General features: G+C 70.8%; 25 protein-coding genes. 4 read left to right on the top strand and 21 right to left on the bottom strand.

Features of this window, described 5'->3' with window-relative positions:
* Positions 1–42 precede the first annotated feature (42 nt).
* The 21 genes from B9P64_RS20890 to B9P64_RS20790 all read right to left on the bottom strand — a co-directional run bounded on the left by B9P64_RS20890 (position 43) and on the right by B9P64_RS20790 (position 16678).
* Entirely contained in the window at positions 43–300 is a 258-nt protein-coding gene (locus tag B9P64_RS20890) for a hypothetical protein (RefSeq protein WP_085318048.1), read from the bottom strand.
* Positions 301–410: 110 nt separating this feature from the next.
* The gene (locus B9P64_RS20885; protein ID WP_085318047.1) at positions 411–935 is read right to left on the bottom strand and encodes a GNAT family N-acetyltransferase; all 525 of its coding nucleotides are present in this window, start codon (positions 933–935) and stop codon (positions 411–413) included.
* Between the two features lie 16 nt (positions 936–951).
* Entirely contained in the window at positions 952–1362 is a 411-nt protein-coding gene (locus B9P64_RS20880; RefSeq protein WP_085318046.1) for a hypothetical protein, read from the bottom strand.
* A 212-nt stretch (positions 1363–1574) separates the two neighbouring features.
* Entirely contained in the window at positions 1575–1907 is a 333-nt protein-coding gene (locus tag B9P64_RS20875) for a hypothetical protein (RefSeq protein WP_085318045.1), read from the bottom strand.
* A gap of 26 nt (positions 1908–1933) precedes the next feature.
* Positions 1934–2995 carry a hydrogenase expression/formation protein HypE gene (gene hypE / locus B9P64_RS20870; RefSeq protein WP_085318044.1) on the bottom strand — a complete coding sequence of 354 codons (1062 nt, stop codon included), beginning with the start codon at positions 2993–2995 and terminating at the stop codon, positions 1934–1936.
* Positions 2996–3697: 702 nt separating this feature from the next.
* Complete coding sequence (gene hypD / locus B9P64_RS20865; protein WP_085318043.1) at positions 3698–4816, bottom strand: hydrogenase formation protein HypD; 1119 nt, start codon at positions 4814–4816, stop codon at positions 3698–3700.
* Positions 4813–5127 (bottom strand): HypC/HybG/HupF family hydrogenase formation chaperone, encoded by a 315-nt coding sequence (locus tag B9P64_RS20860; protein WP_085318042.1) that lies wholly within the window; start codon positions 5125–5127, stop codon positions 4813–4815. The genes hypD and B9P64_RS20860 overlap by 4 nt, the downstream gene beginning before the upstream one ends.
* A gap of 122 nt (positions 5128–5249) precedes the next feature.
* A complete protein-coding gene (locus tag B9P64_RS20855) occupies positions 5250–6518 on the bottom strand; it encodes a Kae1-like domain-containing protein (protein WP_085318041.1) in 1269 nt (422 codons plus the stop codon).
* A complete protein-coding gene (gene hypB / locus B9P64_RS20850) occupies positions 6515–7642 on the bottom strand; it encodes a hydrogenase nickel incorporation protein HypB (RefSeq protein ID WP_085318040.1) in 1128 nt (375 codons plus the stop codon). Before hypB ends, B9P64_RS20855 begins: the two co-directional genes overlap by 4 nt.
* Positions 7643–7645: 3 nt before the next feature.
* Positions 7646–8020 carry a hydrogenase maturation nickel metallochaperone HypA gene (hypA, locus tag B9P64_RS20845; protein ID WP_085318039.1) on the bottom strand — a complete coding sequence of 125 codons (375 nt, stop codon included), beginning with the start codon at positions 8018–8020 and terminating at the stop codon, positions 7646–7648.
* The gene (locus tag B9P64_RS20840) at positions 8013–9158 is read right to left on the bottom strand and encodes a hypothetical protein (protein WP_085318038.1); all 1146 of its coding nucleotides are present in this window, start codon (positions 9156–9158) and stop codon (positions 8013–8015) included. The genes hypA and B9P64_RS20840 overlap by 8 nt, the downstream gene beginning before the upstream one ends.
* Entirely contained in the window at positions 9155–9712 is a 558-nt protein-coding gene (gene hybE, locus B9P64_RS20835; RefSeq protein ID WP_085318037.1) for a [NiFe]-hydrogenase assembly chaperone HybE, read from the bottom strand. Before hybE ends, B9P64_RS20840 begins: the two co-directional genes overlap by 4 nt.
* Positions 9709–9939, bottom strand: a complete 231-nt coding sequence (locus tag B9P64_RS20830; RefSeq protein WP_085318036.1) for a rubredoxin — start codon at positions 9937–9939, stop codon at positions 9709–9711. Before B9P64_RS20830 ends, hybE begins: the two co-directional genes overlap by 4 nt.
* Before the next feature lies 1 nt (position 9940).
* The gene (locus B9P64_RS20825) at positions 9941–10840 is read right to left on the bottom strand and encodes a hydrogenase expression/formation protein (protein WP_085318035.1); all 900 of its coding nucleotides are present in this window, start codon (positions 10838–10840) and stop codon (positions 9941–9943) included.
* 43 nt (positions 10841–10883) lie between these two features.
* Positions 10884–11372 (bottom strand): thioredoxin domain-containing protein, encoded by a 489-nt coding sequence (locus tag B9P64_RS20820; RefSeq protein WP_085318034.1) that lies wholly within the window; start codon positions 11370–11372, stop codon positions 10884–10886.
* A 75-nt stretch (positions 11373–11447) separates the two neighbouring features.
* Positions 11448–11774, bottom strand: a complete 327-nt coding sequence (locus B9P64_RS20815) for a HypC/HybG/HupF family hydrogenase formation chaperone (protein WP_085318033.1) — start codon at positions 11772–11774, stop codon at positions 11448–11450.
* A gap of 12 nt (positions 11775–11786) precedes the next feature.
* Positions 11787–12458: a HyaD/HybD family hydrogenase maturation endopeptidase gene (locus B9P64_RS20810; RefSeq protein WP_085318032.1), complete on the bottom strand. Its 672-nt coding sequence runs from the start codon at positions 12456–12458 to the stop codon at positions 11787–11789.
* Between the two features lie 47 nt (positions 12459–12505).
* The gene (locus tag B9P64_RS20805; RefSeq protein WP_085318031.1) at positions 12506–12946 is read right to left on the bottom strand and encodes a HigA family addiction module antitoxin; all 441 of its coding nucleotides are present in this window, start codon (positions 12944–12946) and stop codon (positions 12506–12508) included.
* 11 nt (positions 12947–12957) lie between these two features.
* The gene (cybH, locus tag B9P64_RS20800) at positions 12958–13695 is read right to left on the bottom strand and encodes a Ni/Fe-hydrogenase, b-type cytochrome subunit (protein ID WP_085318030.1); all 738 of its coding nucleotides are present in this window, start codon (positions 13693–13695) and stop codon (positions 12958–12960) included.
* Between the two features lie 10 nt (positions 13696–13705).
* Entirely contained in the window at positions 13706–15559 is a 1854-nt protein-coding gene (locus B9P64_RS20795; protein ID WP_085318029.1) for a nickel-dependent hydrogenase large subunit, read from the bottom strand.
* A 24-nt stretch (positions 15560–15583) separates the two neighbouring features.
* Positions 15584–16678 (bottom strand): hydrogenase small subunit, encoded by a 1095-nt coding sequence (locus B9P64_RS20790; protein ID WP_085318028.1) that lies wholly within the window; start codon positions 16676–16678, stop codon positions 15584–15586.
* A 361-nt stretch (positions 16679–17039) separates the two neighbouring features.
* Here B9P64_RS20790 and B9P64_RS20785 point away from each other — a divergent pair, with 361 nt between their 5' ends.
* The 4 genes from B9P64_RS20785 to B9P64_RS20770 all read left to right on the top strand — a co-directional run bounded on the left by B9P64_RS20785 (position 17040) and on the right by B9P64_RS20770 (position 23613).
* A complete protein-coding gene (locus tag B9P64_RS20785) occupies positions 17040–18383 on the top strand; it encodes a DUF3422 family protein (protein ID WP_085318027.1) in 1344 nt (447 codons plus the stop codon).
* A 237-nt stretch (positions 18384–18620) separates the two neighbouring features.
* Positions 18621–19835, top strand: coding sequence for a hypothetical protein (locus B9P64_RS20780; RefSeq protein WP_085318026.1), 1215 nt, complete (start codon positions 18621–18623; stop codon positions 19833–19835).
* Between the two features lie 95 nt (positions 19836–19930).
* Positions 19931–20734 carry a HoxN/HupN/NixA family nickel/cobalt transporter gene (locus tag B9P64_RS20775; protein ID WP_085318025.1) on the top strand — a complete coding sequence of 268 codons (804 nt, stop codon included), beginning with the start codon at positions 19931–19933 and terminating at the stop codon, positions 20732–20734.
* Between the two features lie 392 nt (positions 20735–21126).
* Entirely contained in the window at positions 21127–23613 is a 2487-nt protein-coding gene (locus B9P64_RS20770; RefSeq protein WP_139826439.1) for a hypothetical protein, read from the top strand.
* Positions 23614–23877 lie beyond the last annotated feature (264 nt).

Below are 23877 nucleotides of genomic sequence, written 5' to 3'. Positions count from 1 at the left end.
GCAAGCGCCGCCCCGGCGCCGAGGCACTAAGGCGCCGCGGGCTTACGCGCCTTCCTCGTCGGGGTCGAGGTTCTTCATCAGCACCCGGCCGTCGGGAAAGACCTGGAAGCGCATGCCCGAATCGCAGTCCTCGAACACCGCGTCCCACAGGCGATAGAAGGTGTAGCTGTCGTCGCCCTTGCCGCCCTGGCCCAGCGGCGGCAGCGTGCCGGTGATGCGCACGTCGTTGCCCTGATCGTCGAAGGCGAGGCCGTTGGCCACGGCCTGGACGATTTCCTTGGGGGCGTCTGCAAGTTGCATGAGGTTCTCCGAGAGAGGTCGGGGACAGGTGCCGCCGATGGAATTGAAGGAAACACGACCAAAACTCCGTGAGCGAAGCAACCTGCGGACCACCGCCGGGCGGCGGGCGATCAGCGGTGCGGTTCGGGCAGCGCCGTCCACGCAAACCGGCAGATCGGCACGCGCGAGCCGTCGGGCGCATCCCACAGGTCGGAGCCGGCATCGCTCGCCCCGAGCGCGCGGTAGAAGGCCTGGGCACGCAGGTTGTCGCGCAGCACCCAGAGGAAGAGTCCGGCGCCGGGCGTCTCGGCCTGGCAGACGCGCGCCGCCGCCTCCATCAGCGCCCGGCCGATGCCCTGGCGCCGGCAGCGCTCGGCGACATGCAGGTTGTCGAGCAGCGCGCCCCAGTGCGCATCGGCGCCGGGCTGGACGCAGACGAAGCCGGCGAGCGCGCCGGACGCTTCATGCGCGAGCAACACGCGGCGCGCGGCCGGCGATTCGCCCAGACGCGCGCGCCAGAGCGCACGGCGGTCGGCCGCCGCATGGTCGGCGAGCCAGTCGGCGCGCAATGCAGCGCGGTAGGCGTCGCGCCAGCTGGCGGTGTGCAGGTCGGCGATGGCGTCGGCATCGGCGGGGCCGGCGGCGCGCAGTCGCATCGGTGCGGTACGCGGGTCAGCCGGCGGCGCCCGCCAGCGTGTCGTCGCCCAGATCGTCGACCTCGGCCACGACCACGCGGTAGCCGTCGAGGTCGCTGCCCTGGGCGGCTTCGGCGGCGCGCTGGGCCGGATGGTTGAGCAGCAGTTCGAGCGCGTCGATGCTCGACCAGTAGAAGACGCGCGAGTCGAGCCCGGTGGCCGGATTGGCCCAGGCCTGCTCGCCGATGAAGCCCGGAATCGCGCGCGCGGCGGCGGCGATGTCGTCTGCAAACGCATGCGGCGAGGTCTGCAAGCCGTGGCCGATGAAGATGAAGGTGGTCGAGTACTTGCTGGGCGCGGGCTCGGCGACGGGCCGCTGGGCGCGCGCGGCGGCGCGCAGGCTGCCGGAGCTGAAGACGGTGGTGGAAGTGGTGGCAAGCGCTTGCATGAAGGCCGGTCCTGGCTGGGAGATGGCGGAGCATCGCGCTGGCGGCCGGCGCCGGAAGTGCGTCCGGTCAACTCGGCGCACCGGGTGTTGCAGCGCCGACGCCCGATGCGCGCGCGCTGTGTTGCCGGTCACGGCGCGCCCGCAGCCGGCGCCGGCGATGGCCCGTACCGGCCCGAATCGTGACGCACGCCCGCGACGACCGGCCGACGGCGCTACTCGCCGTGCCGCCAGGAGCGCCACAGGATGCGCAGCGCCTGGAGCAGCGCCATCAGCAGGCAGCAGCAGGCGCCCACGCCCGCCGCCAGCCCGAGCAGCAACGGCAGCAGCGCGGCGTAATCGCCCTTGTGATTGCCCACAAACATCACGCCCCAGGCCGCCACCAGCCCCAGCAGCACGGCGCCCACCAGCAGCAGGCCGATGACGCGCGGGTCGGGCGGCGGCGCCGGCTGGCCGCGACTGCGCAGGCGCAGCCGGTAGACGGCATAGGGCAGCAGCACGAATGCCGCGATATTGAGCACTTCCTTCACCACGTCCATCGGCGCCATGCCTGTCGTCCCTGTGGGTTCGCCGCTCAGCAGATGCGCGGCAGCGGCTCGCCGCTGAGCCAGTCGACCACGCGCTGGCCGCCCATGCGCGTGCGCATCCGCACGAAGCCGTGGGCGTCTTCCACCACCGTGCCGACGCGCGCGGCCTGGGCGCCGAGCGGATGCGCGCGCAGCGCCGCCAGCGCCGCGTCGGCCGCCTCGGGCGCGACGATGGCGATCAGTTTGCCCTCGTTGGCGAGATAGAGCGCATCGAGGCCGAGCAGCTCGCAGGCGGCGGCGACCTGCGGCTCGAACGGGATCGCGGCCTCGTCCAGCTCGACGCCGCAGCCGCTCTGGCCGGCGATCTCGTTGAGCGTGGTGGCCAGGCCGCCGCGCGTGGGATCGCGCAGCACGCGCACCGCCTCGGCCGGCACGGCGGCGAACAGCGCCTCGACCAGGCCGTTGAGCGCGGCGGTGTCGGAGCGGATCTCGGTCTCGAAGCTCAGCGATTCGCGCTCGGACAGGATGGCGACGCCGTGGTCGCCGATGCTGCCGGACACCAGCACCACATCGCCCGGCCGGGCATTGGCGCCGCCGGTATCGCGCCCGGCCGGCAGCGCGCCGACGCCGGTGGTGGCGATGAACACGCCGTCGCCCTTGCCGCGCTCGACCACCTTGGTATCGCCCGCGACGACCGCCACGCCGGCCTCGCGCGCGGCGGCGGCCATCGACTCTGCGATGCGCTTGAGGTCGGCGAGCGGGAAGCCTTCTTCGAGGATGAAGCTGGCCGTGAGGTAGAGCGGGCGCGCGCCGGTCATCGCCACATCGTTGACGGTGCCGTGCACCGACAGGCAGCCGATGTCGCCGCCCGGAAAGAACAGCGGGCTGATGACATGGCCGTCGGTCGCGACGACGAGGCGCTCGCCGGGCGCGGGCGCCGGCAGCACGGTGCCGTCATTGCCCTGGGCCAGCAGCGGATTGGCGAAGGCCCGCGCGAACACCTCGCCGATGAGCTGGTGGCTGGCGCGGCCGCCGGCGCCGTGGGCCATGTCGATGCGGCCGGTCTTGAGGTCCAGGGGGCGGACGTAGGTGGGCTTCTTCTGGGTCATCGGAGTACAGGGGTTGAGTTGCTGTGCGGGGCTTGCGCTTGGGCGGCGCGGGTGGGGATCGGGGTGGCGGGCCGGCTGGCTGCGCCCGCCTGCTTCGCAGGCGGGTTCCCTCGCGGCACGGGCGGGACGGGGCCGGTCCGCCAACTCGCGGCCTGCGGCCGCTCAAACATGCGGACCTGGGCGCCACAGGCGCCCTCCCCGTCCCGCCCGCGCCGCGAGGCTTGCCAGAAGGCCCGCCACCCCGATCCCCACCCACGCCGCCCGCCCGTTCCCCTCGACGATTGGGGGATCAGGGCTTGTTCGACGAGTCGGCGGCCTTGGCCGCAGACAGATTGGAGCTTGCGGCCGAAGCGAACCGGCCAGACGGAATCGCAGGCGGGCGCCAGCCCGCCAAGCGCCACCGGCCAAACCGTGACGCCGCCTCCGCCCGCCCAATCCCCCTCAGCCCCAAAGCGGTGCTGCTCGGTGCCGGGGGTGGCGGGTGCGGGTCGGGCGGCTTCTGGCGCGCCGGGCGCGGGGCTTGCGGCGGGGTGAACGCCTTCGGCGTTCAGGCGTGCCTGTCTGAGCGGGCAACGCCCGCGAGTTGGCACGCCGCCCCCGCCGCAAGCCCCGCGCCCGGGAACCCGCCTGCCACGCAGGCGGGCGCAACCAGTCGCCGCCCGTACCGCACCGCCCACCCTCGGCACAAAACGAGGCACGCCCTCAAGCGCCACGAAAACGCCCATACGTGTAGTGCGCCGCACAAGCCCCCTCGCTGCTGACCATGCACGACCCCATCGGCGACTCCGGCGTGCACACCGTGCCGAACAGCTTGCAATCCACCGGCCGCTTCACGCCGCGCAAAATCGCGCCGCACTCGCACTGCTTGTGATCCGCCACCGGCTTGTAGCTCAGGTCGTAGCGCGCCTCCGCATCGAACTCCTCGAACTTCGGCCGAATGCGCAGCGCGCTCCACGGCACCTCGCCCAAGCCCCGCCATTCAAAGCTCTCGCGCTTCTCGAACACCTGATCGACCAGCGCCTGCGCGGCCTGGTTGCCGTCGCGGTCGACCGCGCGCACGAACTCGTTCTCGACCACGGCACGGTCCTCGTTCACCTGCCGCACCAGCATCAGCACCGCCTGCATCACGTCGAGCGGCTCGAAGCCGGCGATGACGACCGGCTTGTGATGGCTGGCGGCAAACGGCTCGTAGGGCCGCGAGCCGATCAGGATCGACACATGCGCCGGCCCGACGAAACCGTCGAGCACCACGCCCTCGCCGGCCGCCGCCGAGTCGAGGATGTGGGCGATGGCCGGCGGCGTGAGCACATGGCAGCACAGCACGCTGAAGTTGCGCAGCTCGCGCCTGGCGGCGTCGCGGATGACCAGCGCGGTCGGCGGCGTGGTGGTCTCGAAGCCGATGGCGAAGAACACCACCTCGCGCTCCGGCTCCTTCGCGGCCAGCTCCAGCGCGTCGGCGGCGCTGTAGACCATGCGGATGTCGGCGCCCTGGGCCTTGGCCTTGATGAGCGACATGCCGTTGGAGGCCGGCACGCGCATCGTGTCGCCGTAGGTGCAGAGCGTGACCTTGTGCCGCAGCGCGAGGTCGATGGCCTGATCGACGCGGCCGATCGGCAGCACGCAGACCGGGCAGCCGGGGCCGTGGATCATGCGCACGTTGGCCGGCAGCAGGTCGGTCACGCCGTAGCGCGAGATGGCATGGGTGTGGCCGCCGCAGAACTCCATGAAGGCGTAGTTGCGGTTGGGGTCGGCCTCGCTCGCGAGGCGCGCGGCGACGCGCTGGCCCAGGTCGGCATCGCGGAATTCATCGACGTATTTCATGCGCGGGCTCCGGGTGCGGTGGTGGCGCCGGCAGCCGGCGCGGCGTCGGCCGGTTCGGCATCGGCGAGGCCGGCGCGATTGGCCTCGAAGGCCGAGTCGAGCAGGCCGCCTTCGGCAAAGATCGCCAGCGTCCGTTCGGCTTCTTCCGGGTCGATGCGGCCGATGGCGTAGCCGACATGGACGATGACGTAATCGCCCGCGACCGCATCGGGCACGAGGGCGATGGAAATGCGCTTGCGCACGCCGCCGAGGTCGACGACGGCCTGCTCGGAGTCGACCGAGATGACGCGGGCGGGGATGGCGAGGCACATGTTTGAAGCTCCGTGATGCTGTGCGTGAAGCCGGCCGAAGCGGGCGGGTGGTGCGGGATTGCAGTGTGCCGGGCGCGCGCCCCCGACTGCGATGAACGACGCCTGAGCGCCGACCGCGCGACTCAGGCCGAGCCGCCGGGCAGCAGATCGCGGCAGGCCAGCATCTGGCGCGCGACCCAGGCCTGGCCGAGCGCAAGGCCCGAATCGCCGAGGCCGGCCCGGGCCGAATCGATCACCTCATGGCCGGCCTCGGCGAGGCGTCGGCCCAGGTCGACGCGCAGCAGGCGGTTGAAGAAGCAGCCGCCCGACAGCGCGATCAGGCTCAGCCCCTGACGCTGCGCGGCGGCGCCGGCCCAGTCGGCGAGGCCGGCGGCCAGCGTGGCATGGAAGGCGGCGGCCCAGCTCGCGACCAGCGCTGACGGCGCCGGCGCGGCGGCGGCGTCTGGCGCAGGCAGCACCGGTGCCGGCGCACTGCCATCCGGCCCGCGCCCGGCGTCGATGCCGTCGAGCAGCGCCTGCGCGAACGGCCGCAGGTCGAGCGCGACGAAGCAGCTGCCGGCGCCGGCCGGCCCTTCGACCAGCTGCCAGCCGTCGGCCAGCGCGCAATCGGCCAGCGCCAGCCCGCTGCGCTCCAGATGGGCGCGCGCCGCCGCTTCGAGCGCGATGGCGGCTTCGGCTTCCTCGGTCTGGCGGTCGCTCAGGCCGAGCAGGCCGGCGATGGCGTCGAACCAGCGACCGGCGCCGGTGGCGCGCGGGCAGTTGAAGTCGCGCGCCAGCAGGGTGGCGACGGTACGCGCGGCGGTCGCGCCGACGCGCGGCGCGAGGCGCGGCACGATCTGGTCGGCGCGGCCGAGCGCATGCAGCAGCGCGGCGGCCATGCGCCAGGGCTCGCGCGCGGCCACGTCGGCGCCGGGCAGCGCCAGCGGATGCAGCGCGCCCAGGCGCAGCCAGTCGTCGCGCTCCACCAGCAGCAGCTCGCCGCCCCAGGCGCCGCCGTCGCTGCCCAGGCCCACGCCGTCGAGCGCCAGACCGATGGCCGGGCCGTCGCTGCGGTACTCGGCCAGCGCCGCGCCGATGTGGGCATGGTGATGCTGCACCGCGACCGGCGGCACGCCGAGCCGGTCGGCGATGCGCAGCGCGAGCTGGCTGCTGAAGAAGTCGGGATGCAGGTCGTGCGCGATCACGCCGATCTCGATGCCGGCGCGCTCGGCCTCGGCCAGCAGCGCCTCGGCCGAGGCTTCGAGCGCTTCGCAGGCGGCGGGATCGCCGAGGTCGCCGTGCAGCGCCGACCAGCGCTGGCCGGCGTCGCTCACCAGACAGATGCGGTTCTTGAGCCAGGCGCCGAAAGCGAGGCAGGCAGCCTGCCCGGCCAGCGACGGCGCCGGACTCATGCGGCCTTGCCGAGCTGGGCGCGCAGCGCGGCGAGTTCGGCTTCGATGGCGGCAAGGCGGTCACGCACGGCGGTGGCGGCCGGAGCGTGGTCATGCGCGTGGTCATGGCCGTGGTCATGGCCGTGGTCGTGGCTGTGCGCATGGTCGTGCGCATGCGAATGCGCGTGGGCATGCGGCTGGCCATCGCCGTGGTCGTGCGCGTGGTCATGCTCGTGGTCGTGCTCGTGCTCGTACTCGTGCGCATGCCCATGGTCGTGCGCGCTGCCGGTCGCATGCGCCAGCTCATGCGCGAGCCACGCGGCCCAGGCCTCCATGCCCTCGCCGGTGCGCGCCGACACCTGCAGCACCTCGATGCGCGGATTGACGCGGCGCGCATGCGCGATCGCCTGCGCCACGTCGAAGTCGAGATGCGGCAGCAGATCGGTCTTGTTCAGCAGCATCAGGCTGGCCGCCGCGAACATGTCGGGGTACTTGATCGGCTTGTCCTCGCCCTCGGTCACGCTGAGGATCGCGACCTTGGCGCGCTCGCCAAGGTCCCACATCGCCGGGCAGACGAGGTTGCCGACGTTCTCGATGAACAGCAGTCCGCCGTCATGCAGCGGCAGCCGCGCGAACGCGGCCTCAACCATTTCGGCGTCGAGGTGGCAGCCCTTGCCGGTGTTGACCTGGATCGCTGGCGCGCCGGTCGCGCGGATGCGGTCGGCATCGTTGGCGGTCTGCTGATCGCCCTCGATCACGGCCACGGCCAGCGCCGGTTGCGTGCGGCGCAGATGCTCGATGGTGGCGCAGAGCAGCGTGGTCTTGCCCGAGCCGGGGCTGGACACGAGGTTGAGCGCGAGCACGCCATGCGCCGCGAAATGCTGGCGGTTGCGCGCGGCGACCGCATTGTTGGCGCCGAGCACATCCAGCTCCAGCTTGATCGCGCGCTCCTGGCTCATGCCCGGCACCGACACCCGCGCCGAGCCGGCGCCGTAGTGCAGATCGCCGCTGGCCGCGTCGGCATGGACGTGGTCGTGCGCATGGCCGTGACCGTGGTCGTGCGAATGCGCATGGCCGTGATCGTGCTCATGCGCCGCGCCGGTCTTCCCCGGCTCCCCGCTCGAACATCCGCAAACGACGCACATGGCTTACTCCTCGGTGGTGATGGCGGGCGGCGCCGCGTCGCGGACGATCAGGTCCGTCACGCGCAGCTCGGTGCCGCCGGTGGGTTGCAGGCGATGGCTGCCGCAGTTCGGGCAGGCATCGAGGCGCGACGCGATGGCCACGCTGCTGTCGCAGCCGAGGCACCAGGCGCGCGCCGGTTCTTCTTCGATGACGATGGTGGCGCCGTCGAGCACGGTGCCGGGCGCGAGGCCGTCGAGCGCGAAGCGCAGCGCGCGCACTTCCACGCCGGCCAGCACGCCGACGCCGAGCGTGAGCCGCGTGACGCTCGCAAAACCCTCGCGCGCCTGCGCATCCTCGACGATGGTCAGGATGCCGCCGGCCAGACTCACTTCATGCATCGGCGTCCTCCACGACATAGGCCACGCAGGGGTCGAAGGCGGCGGCCAGCAGCGCGCAATCGCGCGCCGCCACGGTGGCGTCGGGTGCCAGCAGCGCCAGCGCCCGCGCCGCTGCGCCTTCGGGATGAAAGTTCCATTCGGTCGGCGAGACGATGTCGTAGGCCAGCACGCGGCCGGCGCTGTCGGTCTCGGCGATGTGGGCGAGCACGCCGCGCGCGGTCTCGACCCAGGCCACGCCGATGCCGGGCGCGACCGCATGGCCGGCCGCCGCGAGCAGGCCGGGCGCGGCCGCGAGCCGGGCGATCTCCTCCAGCTTGGCGAGGATGCGGTCGAAGGCGCTTACGCCCGGCGGCGCGCCGACGTCGTGGCCGCCGGCGGCGCGGGCATGGCTGGCGCGGGCGCGGTTGGCCTGGGCGTGGGCGCCGTCGGCGCGGGTCCAGCAGCCGGTTTCGCGCGGGCCGCCGCGCCACTGCGCCTCGGGCAGCTGGCGCGCGTCGCGCCAGTCGCCGAGCCAGTGCGCGAGCGCGGTGGCATCGACGCTGGCCGGCAGCGCCGGGTCGGCATCGCAGGCCAGTTCGTCGGCGCGGTCGCGGCAGGCGGCGAGCCAGCGCGCCGGGCCGGTGGCGCCACGGTCGAGCCAGTCGCGCAGGCGGCCGGCGCGGTCGGACGCGATGCGGTCGAGCCAGTGGTCGGGCGCCACGCCGAACACATGCTGCGCGAGCCAGCCGCGCAGCAGCCGGGCCTGCTCGGCGCTGTCGGCGCCGGCCTGCTGGCGCCACAGGTCGCGCAGCGGCCCGAGCGTGTCGGCGGTGATGTCGGATTCGGCGCCGAGCAGGCGCGGCCAGTCGAGCCAGACGCGGCGCAGATGTTCGCGCTGGGCTTGCAGGCCGAGCGCGCTGCGCTGGGCGCCGTTGGCGCTGGCCGCCTCGCCGCGCGCCGCATCGAGCGCGAGCCGGGCGGCCAGCTCATGCGCGCCGCCGCACAGCGCATGCAGCTGGCCGAGCAGGCGCGGCACCAGATCGACGCCCAGGCCGCGCAGCAGCGAGCGCGCCACCGCCGGCCGGGTGCTGACGATGTTGGGCAGCGGCGCGCCGGGGCGCAGCCGCAGTTCGCCGGCCGGGTCGCCGCGCGGGCTCATCGGAATTCCCCGCGCAGGAAGGCGCGGCGCGCCGGGCGCGGCTCGGTGGCGCCACGGGCGGCAGGGCCGGTGCCGGCCGGCGCCCCGGGCACTTCGGCAGCGGCTTCGGCGGCTGCGGGCGCGAGCTGGCGCAGCACTTCCTCGGCCACCGCGACCGCTGCCGCCTGCCCGTCGAAGTCGAACATCGGCGAGAACAGCGAGCAGGCTTCATGCGCGCCGGCAGTCGCATCCGCGCCGCCGATGAAGGCGTAGTCGGCATCGCCGAGCCGGTGCATGCGCGTGGCGCCGGGCGCGGCGATGCAGGCGGCGGCGTCGGGCAGCCAGACCAGATTCATCGACCACGGCGTGATGAGGATGCCGAGCAGGCCGGCATCGGCGTCGGGCTGCGAAGCCGCGCCGCCGCCCGCCACGCGCACGCGCGCCGCGAAGCCCACCGCCTGCACGCGCAGCGCGACGTTGACCACCGGCATGCCGAGCATCCGCGTGGCGGCAATCGCCGCGTAGGCGGCTTCGAGCCGCGCCACGCGCGCGTCGGCCGGCGCTGGCGCATTCATGCGTCGATCACCATGAACTGCTCGGCCTCGCCGTCGCAGCGCGGGCAGCGCCAGTGCGCGGGCAGATCGGAAAAGGCGGTGCCGGCCGGCACCTGCCACACCTCGTCGCCGAGCGCCGGGTCGTAGACCCACCAGCAGATCTTGCATTCGAGCTTCGTCGCCGGATCGAGCCGGGCACGGTCGCCGAGATAGCTGCCCTCGAAGCGCGGCTGGTCGTGGAAGGCCATGTCAGCTGCCACCGCCGCAAAGCCACTCGACGACTTCGCCGAGGCGTTCGTCGGAGTCGGCCAGATCCTCGGCGGCGGCGAGCGCGGCCTCGGGCATGGCGGTGATTTCGAGCGTGTCGAGAATCACCGCGTCCTGCGAGTTGTAGTACGTGACCCGCCACAGCCCCGGCCACAGCGTGCTGCCGATGCGGCAGTTGCCGTAGCCGCGCGACAGCAGCACCAGCGCGCCGGCGCCCACGCGCTCATCCAGAAACGCGCGGTCGGCCGGGTTGAGCGGCAGCAGCGTCATGTTGATGACGTGGGCCAGCGTGCCGGCGCGGTGCAGCAGCAGCTGGTCGGCCAGCTCGGCCAGGATCGACGGCGCGTTCATCAAATGGCCGCGATACATCGGCGCCGGCTCGGCATTGAGCGTGGCCACGGCCGCGCGGTCGAGCGGCGCGGCTTCGCGCAGCGCGGCCGGGATGGCGCCCAGCTCGATCCAGTCGCTGCCGTCGTCGCCGAGCACGCGCCACACGCCGGCAAACACCGATTCCTGCACGCGCAGGCCGATGACATCGCCGGCCGGCTCGCGCCGCGCGCTGACCTCGCCTTCGCCGAGCACCTGATTGACCAGCGCGCGGTTGGCGGCGTCGAGCCCGGCCAGTTCGATGCGGCGGGTGCTGTCGGCCGGCGCGCCGCCGGCGATCGCCGCGAGCAGCTCGGTCATGCCGGCGCGGGTCGCGCGCAGCACCTCGTGGGCGGCGGACAGGCCGGCGACTTCCTCGGGCTCGGGCAGCGCGGGCGGCTGGTAGGTGTCCATGCCGCGCGGCATTTCCAGGTAGTCGAGCACGTCGTCTTCCTGCTGCGAGCCGGGGCCGATCACGCGGACGGGAATGGGGATGGACTTGAAGATGTCGTTCATGGCGGGCTCGGTTGGCTTGCGTTCGGGCGAAGGAGATTGGCGCTCAATGGCAGGCGCTGGCGCCGAGCACCGGGATGCCGATGCCGGGCGCGCGGCCCGGCGCGGTGGCGATCAGGCGGCGCGCCTCGTCGGCGAATTCGCTCCAGTCGAGCATGCCGCCGATCACGCCCTGCCAGCCGCCGTCGCGCACGAACACCACCGACGGCCGCTTGAGCGCGCCCTGCTTCTCGGCCACGGCGCGCTCGCTGGCCAGGCCCACGACGCCGATGCGGAACATGGCCTCGGGCGCGACGCCGGCTTCGGCCGCGAGCACGCGGCGCACCTCGGGCAGCACCACCGCCACGTCGAGGCATTCGGGATAGCGGATCGGATCGCCCCAGACGAACAGCACCGCCTGCCCGGGCTGGGCGAGGAAGTCGGCCAGCGTGTCGGCCTCGACCCAGACGGTCGCGGGCTCGGCGGCGAGCCGGTCGATCAGGCGCGGAACGGTCGGCGCATCGGCGTCGGCGGGCGGGGCGAGGAAGTCGTGCATGGCGGGCTTTCGGTACGGCGGATTCGGGGGCGCGGGAGGCGCGGATTCAACGGGCAAGGGGCGCGCGGGCGCGGCTCAGGCGGCCTTCTTGGCCGCGCCGCCGGTCAGCGCGGCGAGCGCATCGGCGCTCATGGCCGACGGCAGCGCAAAGCCCGGATCGGCGCCGGCCGGTCCGAACTGGTCGGTCAGCGCCGCCGCCAGCAGATCGAGCGTGGCATTCACCTCGGCCGCGCGACCGGCGTCGATGATCTCGATGGCCGAGTCGATGAACACCAGCACCCAGTCGCCGGGCGCGACCGCCCCCACCAGCGCGATGTTCACCTCGCGCAATTCGCCGCGGCCCAGGCATTGCGCGAGGCGCTCGCCGGCGCTCACCACCTGCATCGGAATTCCCATGCACATCGTCGTTCTCCTTCAGGCGCGCGCCGGCATGAAGCGGGCGTCGCCGGTGCGGCAGGCGTCTTCCTCGCTCGGGCGCTCGGCCTCGTAGCGGTCCATGCGCAGATGCGGCAGCGTCACCGCTTCCTGCTCGCTGAGCGGCGTGGTGCGCGGCGCAAAGCCCACGCCCCATTCGCGCAGCAGCGCGAGGCCGCGCTCGATGGCCTCGGGCAGCGTCGCCTTGATGCTCGGCCGCAGGCTGCCGCCGTAGTCCTCCAGCTGTTCGGGCTGGCAGCCCACCAGCGCCACATTGGCCGGAAAGCGCCCGGTGAACTGGGCCAGCGCCAGCACTTCCTGGAAGCCGGTCTGGTGCAGGCTCATCTTCTTGGCGCCCATGTAGGCCGGCACCTCGTCGTCGCGCGCGACCATCAGCGTGCCCGGCGCATAGCCCCAGTCGATCGCGTCGAAGATCAGCAGCGCATCGGCCGACTGGACGTGATGGATCAGGTACAGCCCCTGGGTCCCGCCGTCGATGATCTCGACCTCCGGGCCAAACTCGTATTCCTGCTGGATGCGCTCGACGCAGCGCACGCCAAAGCCCTCGTCGGCCCACAGCACATTGCCGATGCCCAGGATGACGACGCGACGCGCGCTGTCACCACTGGCGTGACAGCCGGCGCCGGACGGATTGGCAGGCAAGCTCGACATGAAAGATTCTCCGGAAATGCGGGTTTGATGCGGTCGGGCGGAAAGGCTCAGGCCGGGGCGCGCGGCGCGTGGCGGTGAACGCCGGCCTCGGCAAGCGCCACCATCGGCGGCGCCGGCGGCTCGGTCATCCGCCGCGCCCGGCGCGACAGCAGCGCCGCGCCACCGTCGGCGCGCAGCCGCTCCCAGGCCACGAAGCTGTCCCAGGCCGATTGCAGCGCCAGCCAGAACGCCGCATCGGCGCCGAAGTGCAGCGCGCAGCGGATGGCGGTGTCGGGCGTGATGCCGCGCCGCCCCTGCACCACCTCGTGCAGCCGCCGGCGCGACACGCCGAGGCAGCGTGCCGCCTCGGACTGGCTGATGCCGAGCGGCACCAGAAACATGCGATTGAGAAACCGCCCCGGATGCACCGGTCGCCGCAGCGGCACGCCGCCCGGTCGCTCGACCGGGGGCGCGCGCCGCAGCGCCTGCGAAGCCGGGGCGGCAGCCATGCCGGAACCGCTCAGTCCTTGAAGGTGCGGTAGCCCGACACCATCGTGCTGATGACGCTCTGGCGGCCCATGATGTCTTCGCGCACCGCTGCATACACATGCATGATGATGAAGAACACGATGAGCCACATGCCGACGTGATGCCAGGTATGCACGTCCTGCGACTGGCCCATCAGCGGGATGACCCAGCCAAAGGCCCGGTCGGCCCACGAGCCCGCCTGCGCACCCTCGCCGTACATCGCGAAGCCGGTGCAGATCATGAAGACGGCGGTCGTGAGGAAGAGCGAGAACATCATCAGCCGCGCCAGCGGGTTGTGGCCCACATAGCGGTTGGGCCGCTTGCTGAGGAAGTGGTACCACTTGAACATGGACCACACCTCGCTCCAGTAGGCCTTGCTGAACACCGGAATGGTGAACAGCTCGCGCGCATGGTGGTTGCCCACGATGGCCCAGTAGGCCCGCACCGCGAGGCCGATCGCCATCGTGTAGCCGGCAATGAAATGCGCGGCGCGGATATAGCCCATCACGAACACGTTGGTCGCCTCGCCCGGCATCGTCGGCAGCGGACTGCCGATGAAATAGCCGGTGATGCACAGCACCGTGATGGCGAGCACATTGACCCAGTGCCAGATGCGCACCGGCGCCTCGTACACATAGACCGACTTGATGCTCTTGCCACTCGTCACCGCATTTTCGTCGGTGCCGGTGGCCGCGGCCTTGTCGTCGTAAGTCGTCGCCTTGGCGTTCATCGCAGGCTCCTCAGCGGACCTTCACCGTCGTCAATTCCTTGCCGTCCGGGCTCATCACATGGGTCGAGCAGGCCAGGCAGGGATCGAAGGAATGCAGCGTGCGAAGAATCTCGACCGGCTGCTCGGGGTTGACCATCGGCGTGCCGAGCAGCGACGCCTCGAAGGCACCGATCTGGCCCTTGTGATCGCGCGGGCCGCCGTTCCAGGTGGACGGCACGACGCACTGGTAGTTCTCGATCTTGCCGTCCTTGATCTTGATCCAGTGGCCGAGCGCGCCGCGCGGCGCGGCGACCGTGCCCACGCCCTTGGCTTCCTTCGGCCAGGTGGACGGATCCCACTTGTCGACATTGGCCGTGGCGGTGTCGCCGTTGCGGATGTTGTTGACCAGCGAATGCCAGTCGTCGAGCAGCATCTCGCCGCAGTACTGGCCTTCGAGCGAACGCGCGAGCGTGCGGCCGATGGTGGTCGGCAGCAGCTGCTTGAGCGTGTACTCGGTCTCGGGCAGGCCCAGCGCCTTGGGGATGTCCTTGTTGATCATGCGGGCCGAGAACTCGATCTGCTCCTTGGGGCGCAGCACGTTCTGGTTGCCCTTGGCCGCATGGGCGTAGGCGAGGATGTAGCGCGCCAGCGGCCCCACTTCCATCGCATGACCGCGCCAGCGCGGCGCCTTGATCCACGAGTACTTGGCGTTCTCGTCGATCTGCTCGATGTTGGTCTTGCTGCCCTTGGCCTTGTCGCCGAGCACGTAGTTGGGCTTGGTCTCGCCGTCCCAGGGATGCAGGCCCTTGGTCTCGTCGGCGTACTCGTACCAGCTGTGCGAGACGAATTCCTGCACCTGCTCCGGATCGCGCGGATCGACCGGCAGGATCTCGTCCCAGTTGCCGTTGATGATGGCGCCGCCCGGCAGCTGCTGGGTGCTGTGGTCGTAGGCCACCTTTTCATAGGTGCCGTAGTCGAACACGTTGGTGGCCGACAGGCCGCCGCCGTAGAGCCAGCCGGCGTTCTTGTAGATGGTGCCGATCGCAAGCACGTCGGGGATGTAGACGTTCTTGTTGAACTCGATCATCTCGTCGATGCGCGCCTTCACGAAGTTGAGGCGCTCCATGTTGATCGGCGCGCCGGCCGCGCCGTCGCCATCGAGATTGATCGCGCAAGGCACGCCACCCACCAGATAGTTGGGGTGCGGATTCTTGCCGCCGAAGATGGTGTGGACCTTGACCCACTCCTTCTGCAGGTCGAGCGCTTCGAGGTAGTGCGTGACCGCCATCAGATTGGCTTCGGCCGGCAGCGCATAGGCCTTGCTGCCCCAGTAGCCGTTCATGAAGGGCCCAAGCTGGCCGCTTTCGACGAACTTCTTGAGCCGGTTCTGCACATCGCGGAAATAGCCCGGCGACGACAGCGGATGGCTCGGCGACACCAGCTGCTGAAGCTCCGAAGTCTTCTTGGGGTCGGCCTTGAGCGCGTTGACCACATCGACCCAGTCGAGCGCATGCAGGTGATAGAAGTGCACCGCATGGTCATGCACCTGCAGCGTCTTGGCCATCATCTCGCGGATGAGATGGGCGTTCGGCGGAATGCGGATCTGCAATGCATCTTCGACCGCGCGCACCGAGGTGAGCGCATGGCAGCCGGTACACACGCCGCAGATGCGCTCGACGAAGGCCCAGGCGTCGCGCGGATCGCGGCCGCGCAAAATCACTTCGAGCCCGCGCCACATCGTCCCGGTGCTGACGGCGTTGCGGATGATGTTGTTGCTGTCGACGTTCACTTCGCAGCGCATGTGGCCTTCGATGCGCGTCACCGGGTCGACGACGATGCGCCGGCCGGTGTCTTCGAGCTTGAAGCCTTGAGTTTCGTATCCCATGTCTTTTTCCCTGTCGGCCGGAGGTCAGCGCGCTTCGTTCTTTTCTTCGGCCCGCGCTTCGGCCTTCTTGTCGGCCGCGCGCTTGAGCGCGCTGGCCGCCGCATGCACGGCCACCACGGCGCCCGAGGCTGCCGCCAGCGTTCCGCCGATCTTGTCGGCATTGGCTTCCACGCCGAACTGCTTGATGGTGGTCAGGCGGTCGTAGAACGATCCCTTGTCCCAGAAGCCGTCTTCCGAGCAGCCGATGCAGCCGTGGCCGGCCTTGATCGGGAAGCTCGTGCCCTCGTTCCACATGGTCGTGGAGCAGGCGTTGTAGGTGGTCGGGCCCTTGCAGCCGACCTTGTAGAGGCAGTAGCCGCGGCGCGCGAACTCGTCGTCATAGCTCTCGACGAACTGGCCCGCGTCGAAGTGCGGCCGGCGGTAGCACTTGTCGTGGATGCGCTGGCTGTAGAACATCTTCGGCCGGCCCTGGCGGTCCAGCTCGGGAATGCGGTCGAAGGTGAGCATGTAGGTGATGACGCCCGTCATCACCTCGGCGATCGGCGGGCAGCCCGGCACCTTGATGATCGGCTTGTCATGGATCACCTGATGCACCGGCGTGGCCTGCGTCGGGTTGGGCTTGGCGGCCTGCACGCAGCCCCAGCTCGCGCACGAGCCCCAGCTGATGATGGCCTTGGCGTCCTTGGCCACATGCTTGAGCTGATCGACGAAGGGCTTGCCGCCGATGATGCAGCTCATGCCGTCCTGGTTGAGCGGCGGGTTGCCCTCGACGGCGAGGATGTAGTTGCCCTTGTACTTGGTCATCACCTCTTCGAGGATCGCCTCGGCCTGGTGGCCGGCGGCGGCCATCAGCGTGTCGTCGTAGTCGAGCGAGATCATCGACAGCACGGCGTCCTTCGCCAGCGGATGCGCCGAGCGGATGAAGGACTCGGAGCAGCAGGTGCACTCCAGCCCGTGCAGCCACAGCACCGGAGTGCGCGGCTTGGTTTCCATCGCATGCGCGATCTTGGGCACGAACGCCGGCCCGAGGCCGAGCGAGGTTGCCGTGAGCGAACAGAACTTCATGAAGCTGCGCCGGGTGATGCCCTGGCGCCGCATGACTTCGTAGAAGGTTTCCACCGTCTTTTTCTCCTGGGGTCGCGCCGCCGTGCGGTCTTCTCGATCAGACCGTTTACCCCCGCTGGACCGGGCCGCCGCGTTGAATTCCTCAAGGGCAATAAGCGGACCAGTTCTCATTCACATCGCGGGTGAACGCCAAGCCATTGAGAAAAAACGGGAATTTTTCGCGCGCACAAATTTTTCGGGGGTTAACCCCGAAAGTGTTGCAAAGCGTCAATCGATCATGAGGTGATCGGTTTTTCGCGCATGCGATCAGCGTGTTGTCACCCGCCGGCGTGTCGCGGCGGCACAGTTCGCGTCGGTGCGATGTTTGCGAGCAGCGCAGCCAGTGACACAACAAGACCAACGTCAGACGCCACCCATGCCCGACCTGCCCTTGCCCGCCCCCGCCCGGCCGCTGATGCCGCCCGACCATCCCGAGCGCCGCACGCTCAACGACGAAATCCACGCCCGGCCGACCGCGCGCATCCGCCATCCGGCGCTGGTCACGCATATCGCGGTGCTCAACGCCGGCATCGCGCCCGAGGTGGAGCACGCCCATCTGCGCAAATTGTTCGAATCCATCGGCGCGCGCTTCTCGCTCGACGAGCCGCATTTCATGCGCGCCAACACCGAGAACTTCACGCTCAAGTGGGAGCGCCACGGCGAGTTCTCGCGCTACTCGATCACCCAGCCGATCGCGCAGGACGCGGTCTGGGGCGCCGACGAGCCCGAGCTGTCGCATCTGGTGCGCGCGCCGGCCGACTGGCTGCGTTCCATTCCGGGACAGACGCTGACCGCGATCCACATCGTGCTGCTGCGCGCCGACCCCGACGCGCCGCCCGAAGAAGAGATCGAGCGCGCGCGCGCCTTTCTGGGCACGGCGCGGCTGTGCGGCGCCTGGCTGCGCGGCGGCACGTCGCGGGCGCGGGTCTATGCCAACTTCACCATCCGCGCCGACGGCTTCACGCGCTTTCTGGTGATGGGCGACCGGCTGCAGGAGGGCAAGGCCGGCCGCATCACCGCCGGGCTGGTAGAGATGGAGACCTACCGCGTGATGGCGCTGATCGGCTTTGCGCCGGCGCGCCGGCTGGGCGGACGGCTGGCGGCGTCCGAGCATCAGCTCGCCGAGCTGACCCAGGCCATCCACAAGCCCGAGCGCGACGACGTCGGCCTGCTCGGCGAGCTGATGCGGCTGGCCGGCGAGAACGAGATGGTGATCGCCGACCACACCACGCGCTTCTCGGCATCCAAGGCCTATTACGGCATCGTCCAGCAGCGCCTGGCCGACCTGTTCGACGAGCCGGTCGCGCATCTGATGGGCATCGGCCCCTTCGTGCAGCGCCGCCTGATGCCCGCGATGGCCACCATCGACGCGACCGTGCACCGCATGAACCAGCTGTCGGAGCGGGTCTCGCGCACCAGCGCGCTGCTGCGCACCCGGGTCGAGATCCAGACCGAGCTGCAGAACCAGGATCTGCTGCGCTCGCTCGGCAACGGCCAGCGCATGCAGCTGCACCTGCAGCAGACCGTCGAGGGGCTGTCGATCGCCGCCATCACCTATTACGCCAGCTCGCTCGTGCATCACATGGCCGAAGCGCTGCACGACGGCGGCCTGCATGTGTCGCCCGAGCTGGTCACGGGCGCATCGATCCCGCTGATTGCCGGCGTGGTCTGGTGGACCACGCGGCGGCTGAAAAGCCATCTCGCGCAGGTCATCGAGTAACGCCCGCGGGCGCAAGCGCCGTGATCGCTTGGCGCCGCCGGCTGCAAGCGGCGTGATCGCTGCGGCGCGCGCCATCGCGCAACTCGGTCACAACGCCGGCCGATCCGGCCATTTGCGCAATGCGCGCGCAATTGTGCGCACCGACAAACGCCGAATGCCCGACCATCGCGCCGCCGCGCCGCGCCGCATCCGGGCATGACGCGGCACCAAAACCCACAACGACAGGAACGAACGACCATGTCCCGCTTCGCCTTCCAGCCGCTTGCGCTCGCCGCGCTCGCGCTCTGCCTCGTCGCCGGCCCGGCCGCCCGCGCCGCCGACCTGCCGGTCGCCGAGGCCGCCGCCGTCACCCAGGCCACGACGGCCCAGACCACCGGCATCGCCACGCTGTTCGCGCGCTTCAACGCGCTGTTCGCCAGCGCCGTGCCGGCCGCCAACGACGCCACCCTGCTCGACCTGTTCGCGGCCGACCTGCTCGACGGCGGCGACACCCGCGCCACCGTCCTCAGCGCCAATGGCGTGCTCAGCGCCGACAACGTCGGCATCACGCTCACGCTCAACAAGATCGTCAGCGTCGCCGCCGACGGCAAGACGCTGCTCGCCAGCTTCATCATCAAGGCGCCCGACAGCACGGTGCTCGAACGGCCCGAGATGCAGTTCATCCTCGGCGACGACGGCAAGTGGCGCTTCTGGGGCGACCGCCGCCCGGCCTATGTCGAGCCGCATGCGATCAACAAGCGCTTCCGGCCCAATACCGCCAGCGCCTGGAGCTTTGCGCGGATGGTCGAGTTCTGGATCGACAACGGCGCGCCCGCCACCGTCGCCTATGTGCGCATCAGCGGCCCCGGCCTGCCGGCGTCGCAGACCTTTGCCCATCTGGGCACCGTGGCCGGCATCGTGCTGGGCCGCACCGTCACCGGCGGCAATTTCAATGTGCTGACCACCGGGCTGGTCAGCAGCAACTCCACCTGGATTCCGGAGTGCTCGAACAGCAGCGGCACGCAATGCGTCGACCTGAGCCTGATGAAGGCCAGCTCGCGCTACACCCTGGTGTTCTATGGCCCGACCTACAAGAAGGTCGGCGCCACCACCACGCTGGGTCTGCATTCGGTGCCCTACAGCAACGCCCAGGCCCAGACCAACCAGACGCGCTGGTTCGCCACGCCCAAGACCTTCAAGCCGGCGCTGGCGGGCAGCTTCGTCAGCGGCTCGACCGTGGCGCTGACCTGGACCCTGCCGACCGACGCCACCAAGACCATGGGCGGCGTCGGCGTCAACGCCGGCAACGGCGACACCAGCGTCAACGTCTGGAAGAACGTGGCGGCGCGCGCCACCAGCCTCACCTTCGGCAAGTGGACCTCGGCCAATCCGCCCAGCTGGGGCAGCGTGTGGCTGCATGTGGACGGCGCCGACGGCCACCAGTTCATCAGCAACCAGAACTGGCCGTACTGAAGCCCGCCTGAGCCGGCGCGCGGGAAATCCCGCTCCGCCGGCTGGCATGCAACGTGTATGAAGAAATGCCGATTCTTCATCCGCCGCCTGCCGCCATGGACCTTCCGCTCTCCGCCAGCCTGCCGCTCGCCCTCGCCTTCGGCGCCCTGCTCGGCGCCCGTCACGGCATGGATGCCGACCATCTGGCGGCCATCGACGGGCTGGTGCGGCTGCATGCGCGCGCCGGCCGGCACGGGCTGGCGCGGCTGGCCGGCGCGCTGTTCTCGCTCGGGCATGGCGCGGTGGTGCTGGCGGCGGCGCTGGCCTGCATCCGCACCGGCGGCCTGCATCTGCCCGACTGGCTCGACCGTGCCGGCAGCCTGTTCTCCATCGCCTGCCTGGGCCTGATCGGCGCCTTCAATCTCAAGGCGGCGCTGGTCGGCGATGCGCCGGTGAGCGGCTGGCGCGGCCGGCTGGTGCAGCGCGCGCCGGTGTTTGGCCGGGCCTGGGGCGGACTGCTGCTGGGCATGCTGTTCGCGATCTCGTTCGACACGCTGACGCTGGCGCTGTGGTTCGGCACGGTGGGCCTGGAGCGCGGCTCGGCCGCTGCCGGCGCCGGACTGGCGCTGGCCTTCACCGCCGGCATGTGCGCCACCGACTGCGCGAGCGGCTGGTGGATCAGCCGGCTGCTGCGCGGCCATCTGGCGCCCGGCTCGGGCGCGGCGCGCTGGGTGCCGGCCATCGTCGGCGCGGGCGCGCTGGCGGTCGCCGGCCTCGGCCTCGCGCGCCAGCTCAGCGTCAGCGCCGATGCGCTGGTGGAAGGCCGCGAATTCCTGCTCGGCCTCGGCTTTCTCCTCGCCAGCGGCAGTGCGCTCTGGTGGACCCGGCGTGTCGGAAGCCGGCGTAGCGCGGCTGTCTGATTTCTTCCGACGCCGCTTTTCCCGAAGGCCGATCTAAGCATCGGACTATCGGGTAAACCCTAGGCTCAAGTTCACGCACTTCTCACATTGCGGAACAACACCGGCTTAGACCGGCAGTTCGCCGCATCACCCGGATGCGGGTTGCGGTCGGTCAAGGTCGGCGGACGCCGACAGCCGCGCCCTCCATTTCCCCCCGCCCGCGCCTTCCGCTGCCCTGCCTCCGCGCTTCCGCGGATTCCTAGCCGGAATGCGGAACGCTGTCCTAGACCGCCGCGCCCGGCCCGCCCGCCGATTCAGCTTCCCCCCATTGCCGCCCGCTAACCCGGACAAGGACCGGCCGCCACTGCGCACGCCGGCCTGCGTCACGACTCACGTCTCACCGGGGGGCCACCATGGCAGCCAAGATTCCGTTTTCTCCTTCGATCATTGCCGCCTCGATCGCGATGGCAAGCCTGTTGTCCGCCTGTGGCGGCGGTGGTGTCGAATCACCCGTCGCAGCCGCCGGCAGCGCCGCCACGGCCGCCGCCGTGACCACGCCGGTCGCCACGCCGCGCGACGGCGCGGTGACCACGCCCGCGATCACCACCGCCGGCGGCCTGGCCAGCGAATCCGCCAGCACCGGCGGCAACCAGGCCGTGGCCGGCAGCAGCCCGGACGACAGCGCCGCCGGCGTCGGCCGCGCCACCGCGGCGGCGGCCATCGCCAGCACGCTGTCGGCCACGCCGGTCAAGCTGGTGGCCAGCAGCGATGCCGGCACCCTGGCCGCCGGCGCGCTCTGGCTGCCGATGAAGGAATACGACCTCACCGTCACGCCGGGCACCGCGCTCGACCTGAGCGGCCCGCTCCAGGGCTATAGCGCGCGCGGCATGTGCATGAACTGGGTGCTGGAAAGCATGTCGCCGCTCGGCAGCGCGACCGCCGCCACCACCTATGTCAACGAGATCAAGCGGCGCGGCTACAACCTGGTGCGGCTGCACGGCATCGACGCCGCGCTGATGCAGTCGGGCACGGTCGACGCCAACATCAACGCCGGCCAGCTCGACTCGCTGTTCCGCCTGATCGCCGAGCTGGGCAAGCAGGGCATCGGCTACACGATGGATGCGCAGTCGTACAAGACCGGCTGGGTCAACAACACCGCCGTCAACGCCAAGTCGCGCATCCATTACGACCCGCGCTACCAGGCCGCGTGGAAGAAGGCGGTCGACCGCATCTTCGACACGGTCAATCCCTACAACGGCGTGACCATCGCCAAGGATCCCAACCTCAAGGTCATCGTCGGCATCAACGAAGGCTCGATCGCCATGGTGGCCGGCGTGTCGGGCGGCAAGTTCGACGATGGCCTGAAGCCCGGCTTCAACGCCTGGCTGATGAAGAAGTACGGCAGCGTCGAGGCCTTCCGGGCGGCCTGGAGCGCCGTGGCGCTGGCCGCCGGCGAAGACCCGTCGCTCGGCGGCGTGGCGCTGCCGCTGCGCAGCGCCGGCAAGACCAGGCGCGAAGACGACTTCGGCCGCTTCATGGCCGAGACCGAGATGGCCACCGCCAGCTGGATGCGCGACTACCTCGCGGCCAAGGGCGCGGTCGGCAAGTTCAGCAATGCCAATTCCTGCCAGAGCTGGGGCGACACGCTGGCGCGCAGCCAGGGCGACGCCATCACCTTCAACAACTATCACGACCATCCGAGCGGCGACGGCGTGGGCAGCAGCATCGTCAACAACAGCGCCTTCGACACGATGGGCGCCTATCTGCGCGGCGCGGCCGGGCTGCGCTATCACGGCCGCAACTTCTACGCGACCGAGTTCTCGCAGCCGTTCTGGAACAAGTACCGCTATGAATCGGGCGCGATGAGCGGCGCGTTTGCCGCCCACCAGGGCTGGAACGGGCTGTGCAGCTTCGGCCACCAGCTCGACGCCACCGCCTACCAGAACCCGCCGAAGTGGGACCACCTGGGCCAGATCCGCAGCTTCTTCAACTGGGGCGATCCGATCCTGACCGCCAGCGACCGCATCGCCGCCTTCCTGTACCGGCGCGGCGACGTGTGGCCGGCGCGCTTCACCGTGGCCTACACCGCGCGGCCCGACAAGATGCTCGACTACCGCTGGGGCGCGAGCTGGATGATGAGCTGGACGCCGGCGGTGGCGAACATGTCCTTCATCAGCAAGATCGCCCAGATCACGCCCGACCAGACCGACGGCAACCGCAACTGGACCGGCAGCGGCACGGCGCCCAACTTCATCAAGGAGCCGCTGCTGACCAACGACGAGCTGACGCCCACGCCGCGCGCCGCCTTCGCCGGCTATGCCGCCGGCGATGCGCAGTGGTACGAGACCGCCGCCCGGGTGCGCGAGGCCGGCATGCTCTATCCCAACAACCAGACCGACGCGGTCAACGGCCTGGTCCAGTCCGACACCAACCAGACGATCTGGGACTTCAGGAACCGCGCGCTGCGCGTGGTCACGCCCAAGACCGAGGTGCTGACCTTCGACTCGACCGTGGTGCAGGGCAATGTGCTGTCGATCGGCCGCTTCACGCCGGGCGCGACGGTGGCGGCGATCGCGCTCGACAACGATCAGGCGCTGACCGCCACCAGCCGCATCCTGCTCACGCATGTGACCGACGCGCGCAACACCAACATGAAGTTCACCGACTCGACCGCCAAGACGCTGGCGGCCTGGGGCACGCTGCCGGTGCTGATGCGCGGCTCGGTCATCGAGGCGCGGCTGGCGATCTCGGGCAACTGGACGCTGTATGCGCTGGATGCCCGCGGCAACCGGGTCGAGACGCGGCCGGTGACGGTGGATGGCAACGGGGTGTCGTTCAAGCTCGACAACACCATCGGCGGGAAGGGGCCGGCGGTTTATTACGAGCTGGTGCGGCAGTGAGTTTTGCCTGCGGCGTTGGCTTGCTGGTTGATGCCGCAGGGCTGGCGCGGGCCGGGGTGGCGGACGGGCGCCGGCTGGTTGCGCCCTCCCGCGTTGCGGGAGGGTTCCCTCGCACCGGGACTGCCGACGGGCCGGTCCGCCAACTCGGGGGCTTCGCCCCCTCAGACATGCGGACCTGAATGCCTGCGGCATTCACCCGCCGGCAGCCCCGGCGCGAGGCGCCACCAGAAGGCGCCCGTCCGCCACCCCGGCCCGCGCCAGCCC

Source organism: Derxia lacustris, from assembly GCF_002105195.1.
Taxonomy (GTDB): Bacteria; Pseudomonadota; Gammaproteobacteria; order Burkholderiales; family Burkholderiaceae_E; genus Derxia; species Derxia lacustris.
Note: the sequence above shows the minus strand (reverse complement) of the source record. Positions and strands in the feature narration are given on the sequence as shown.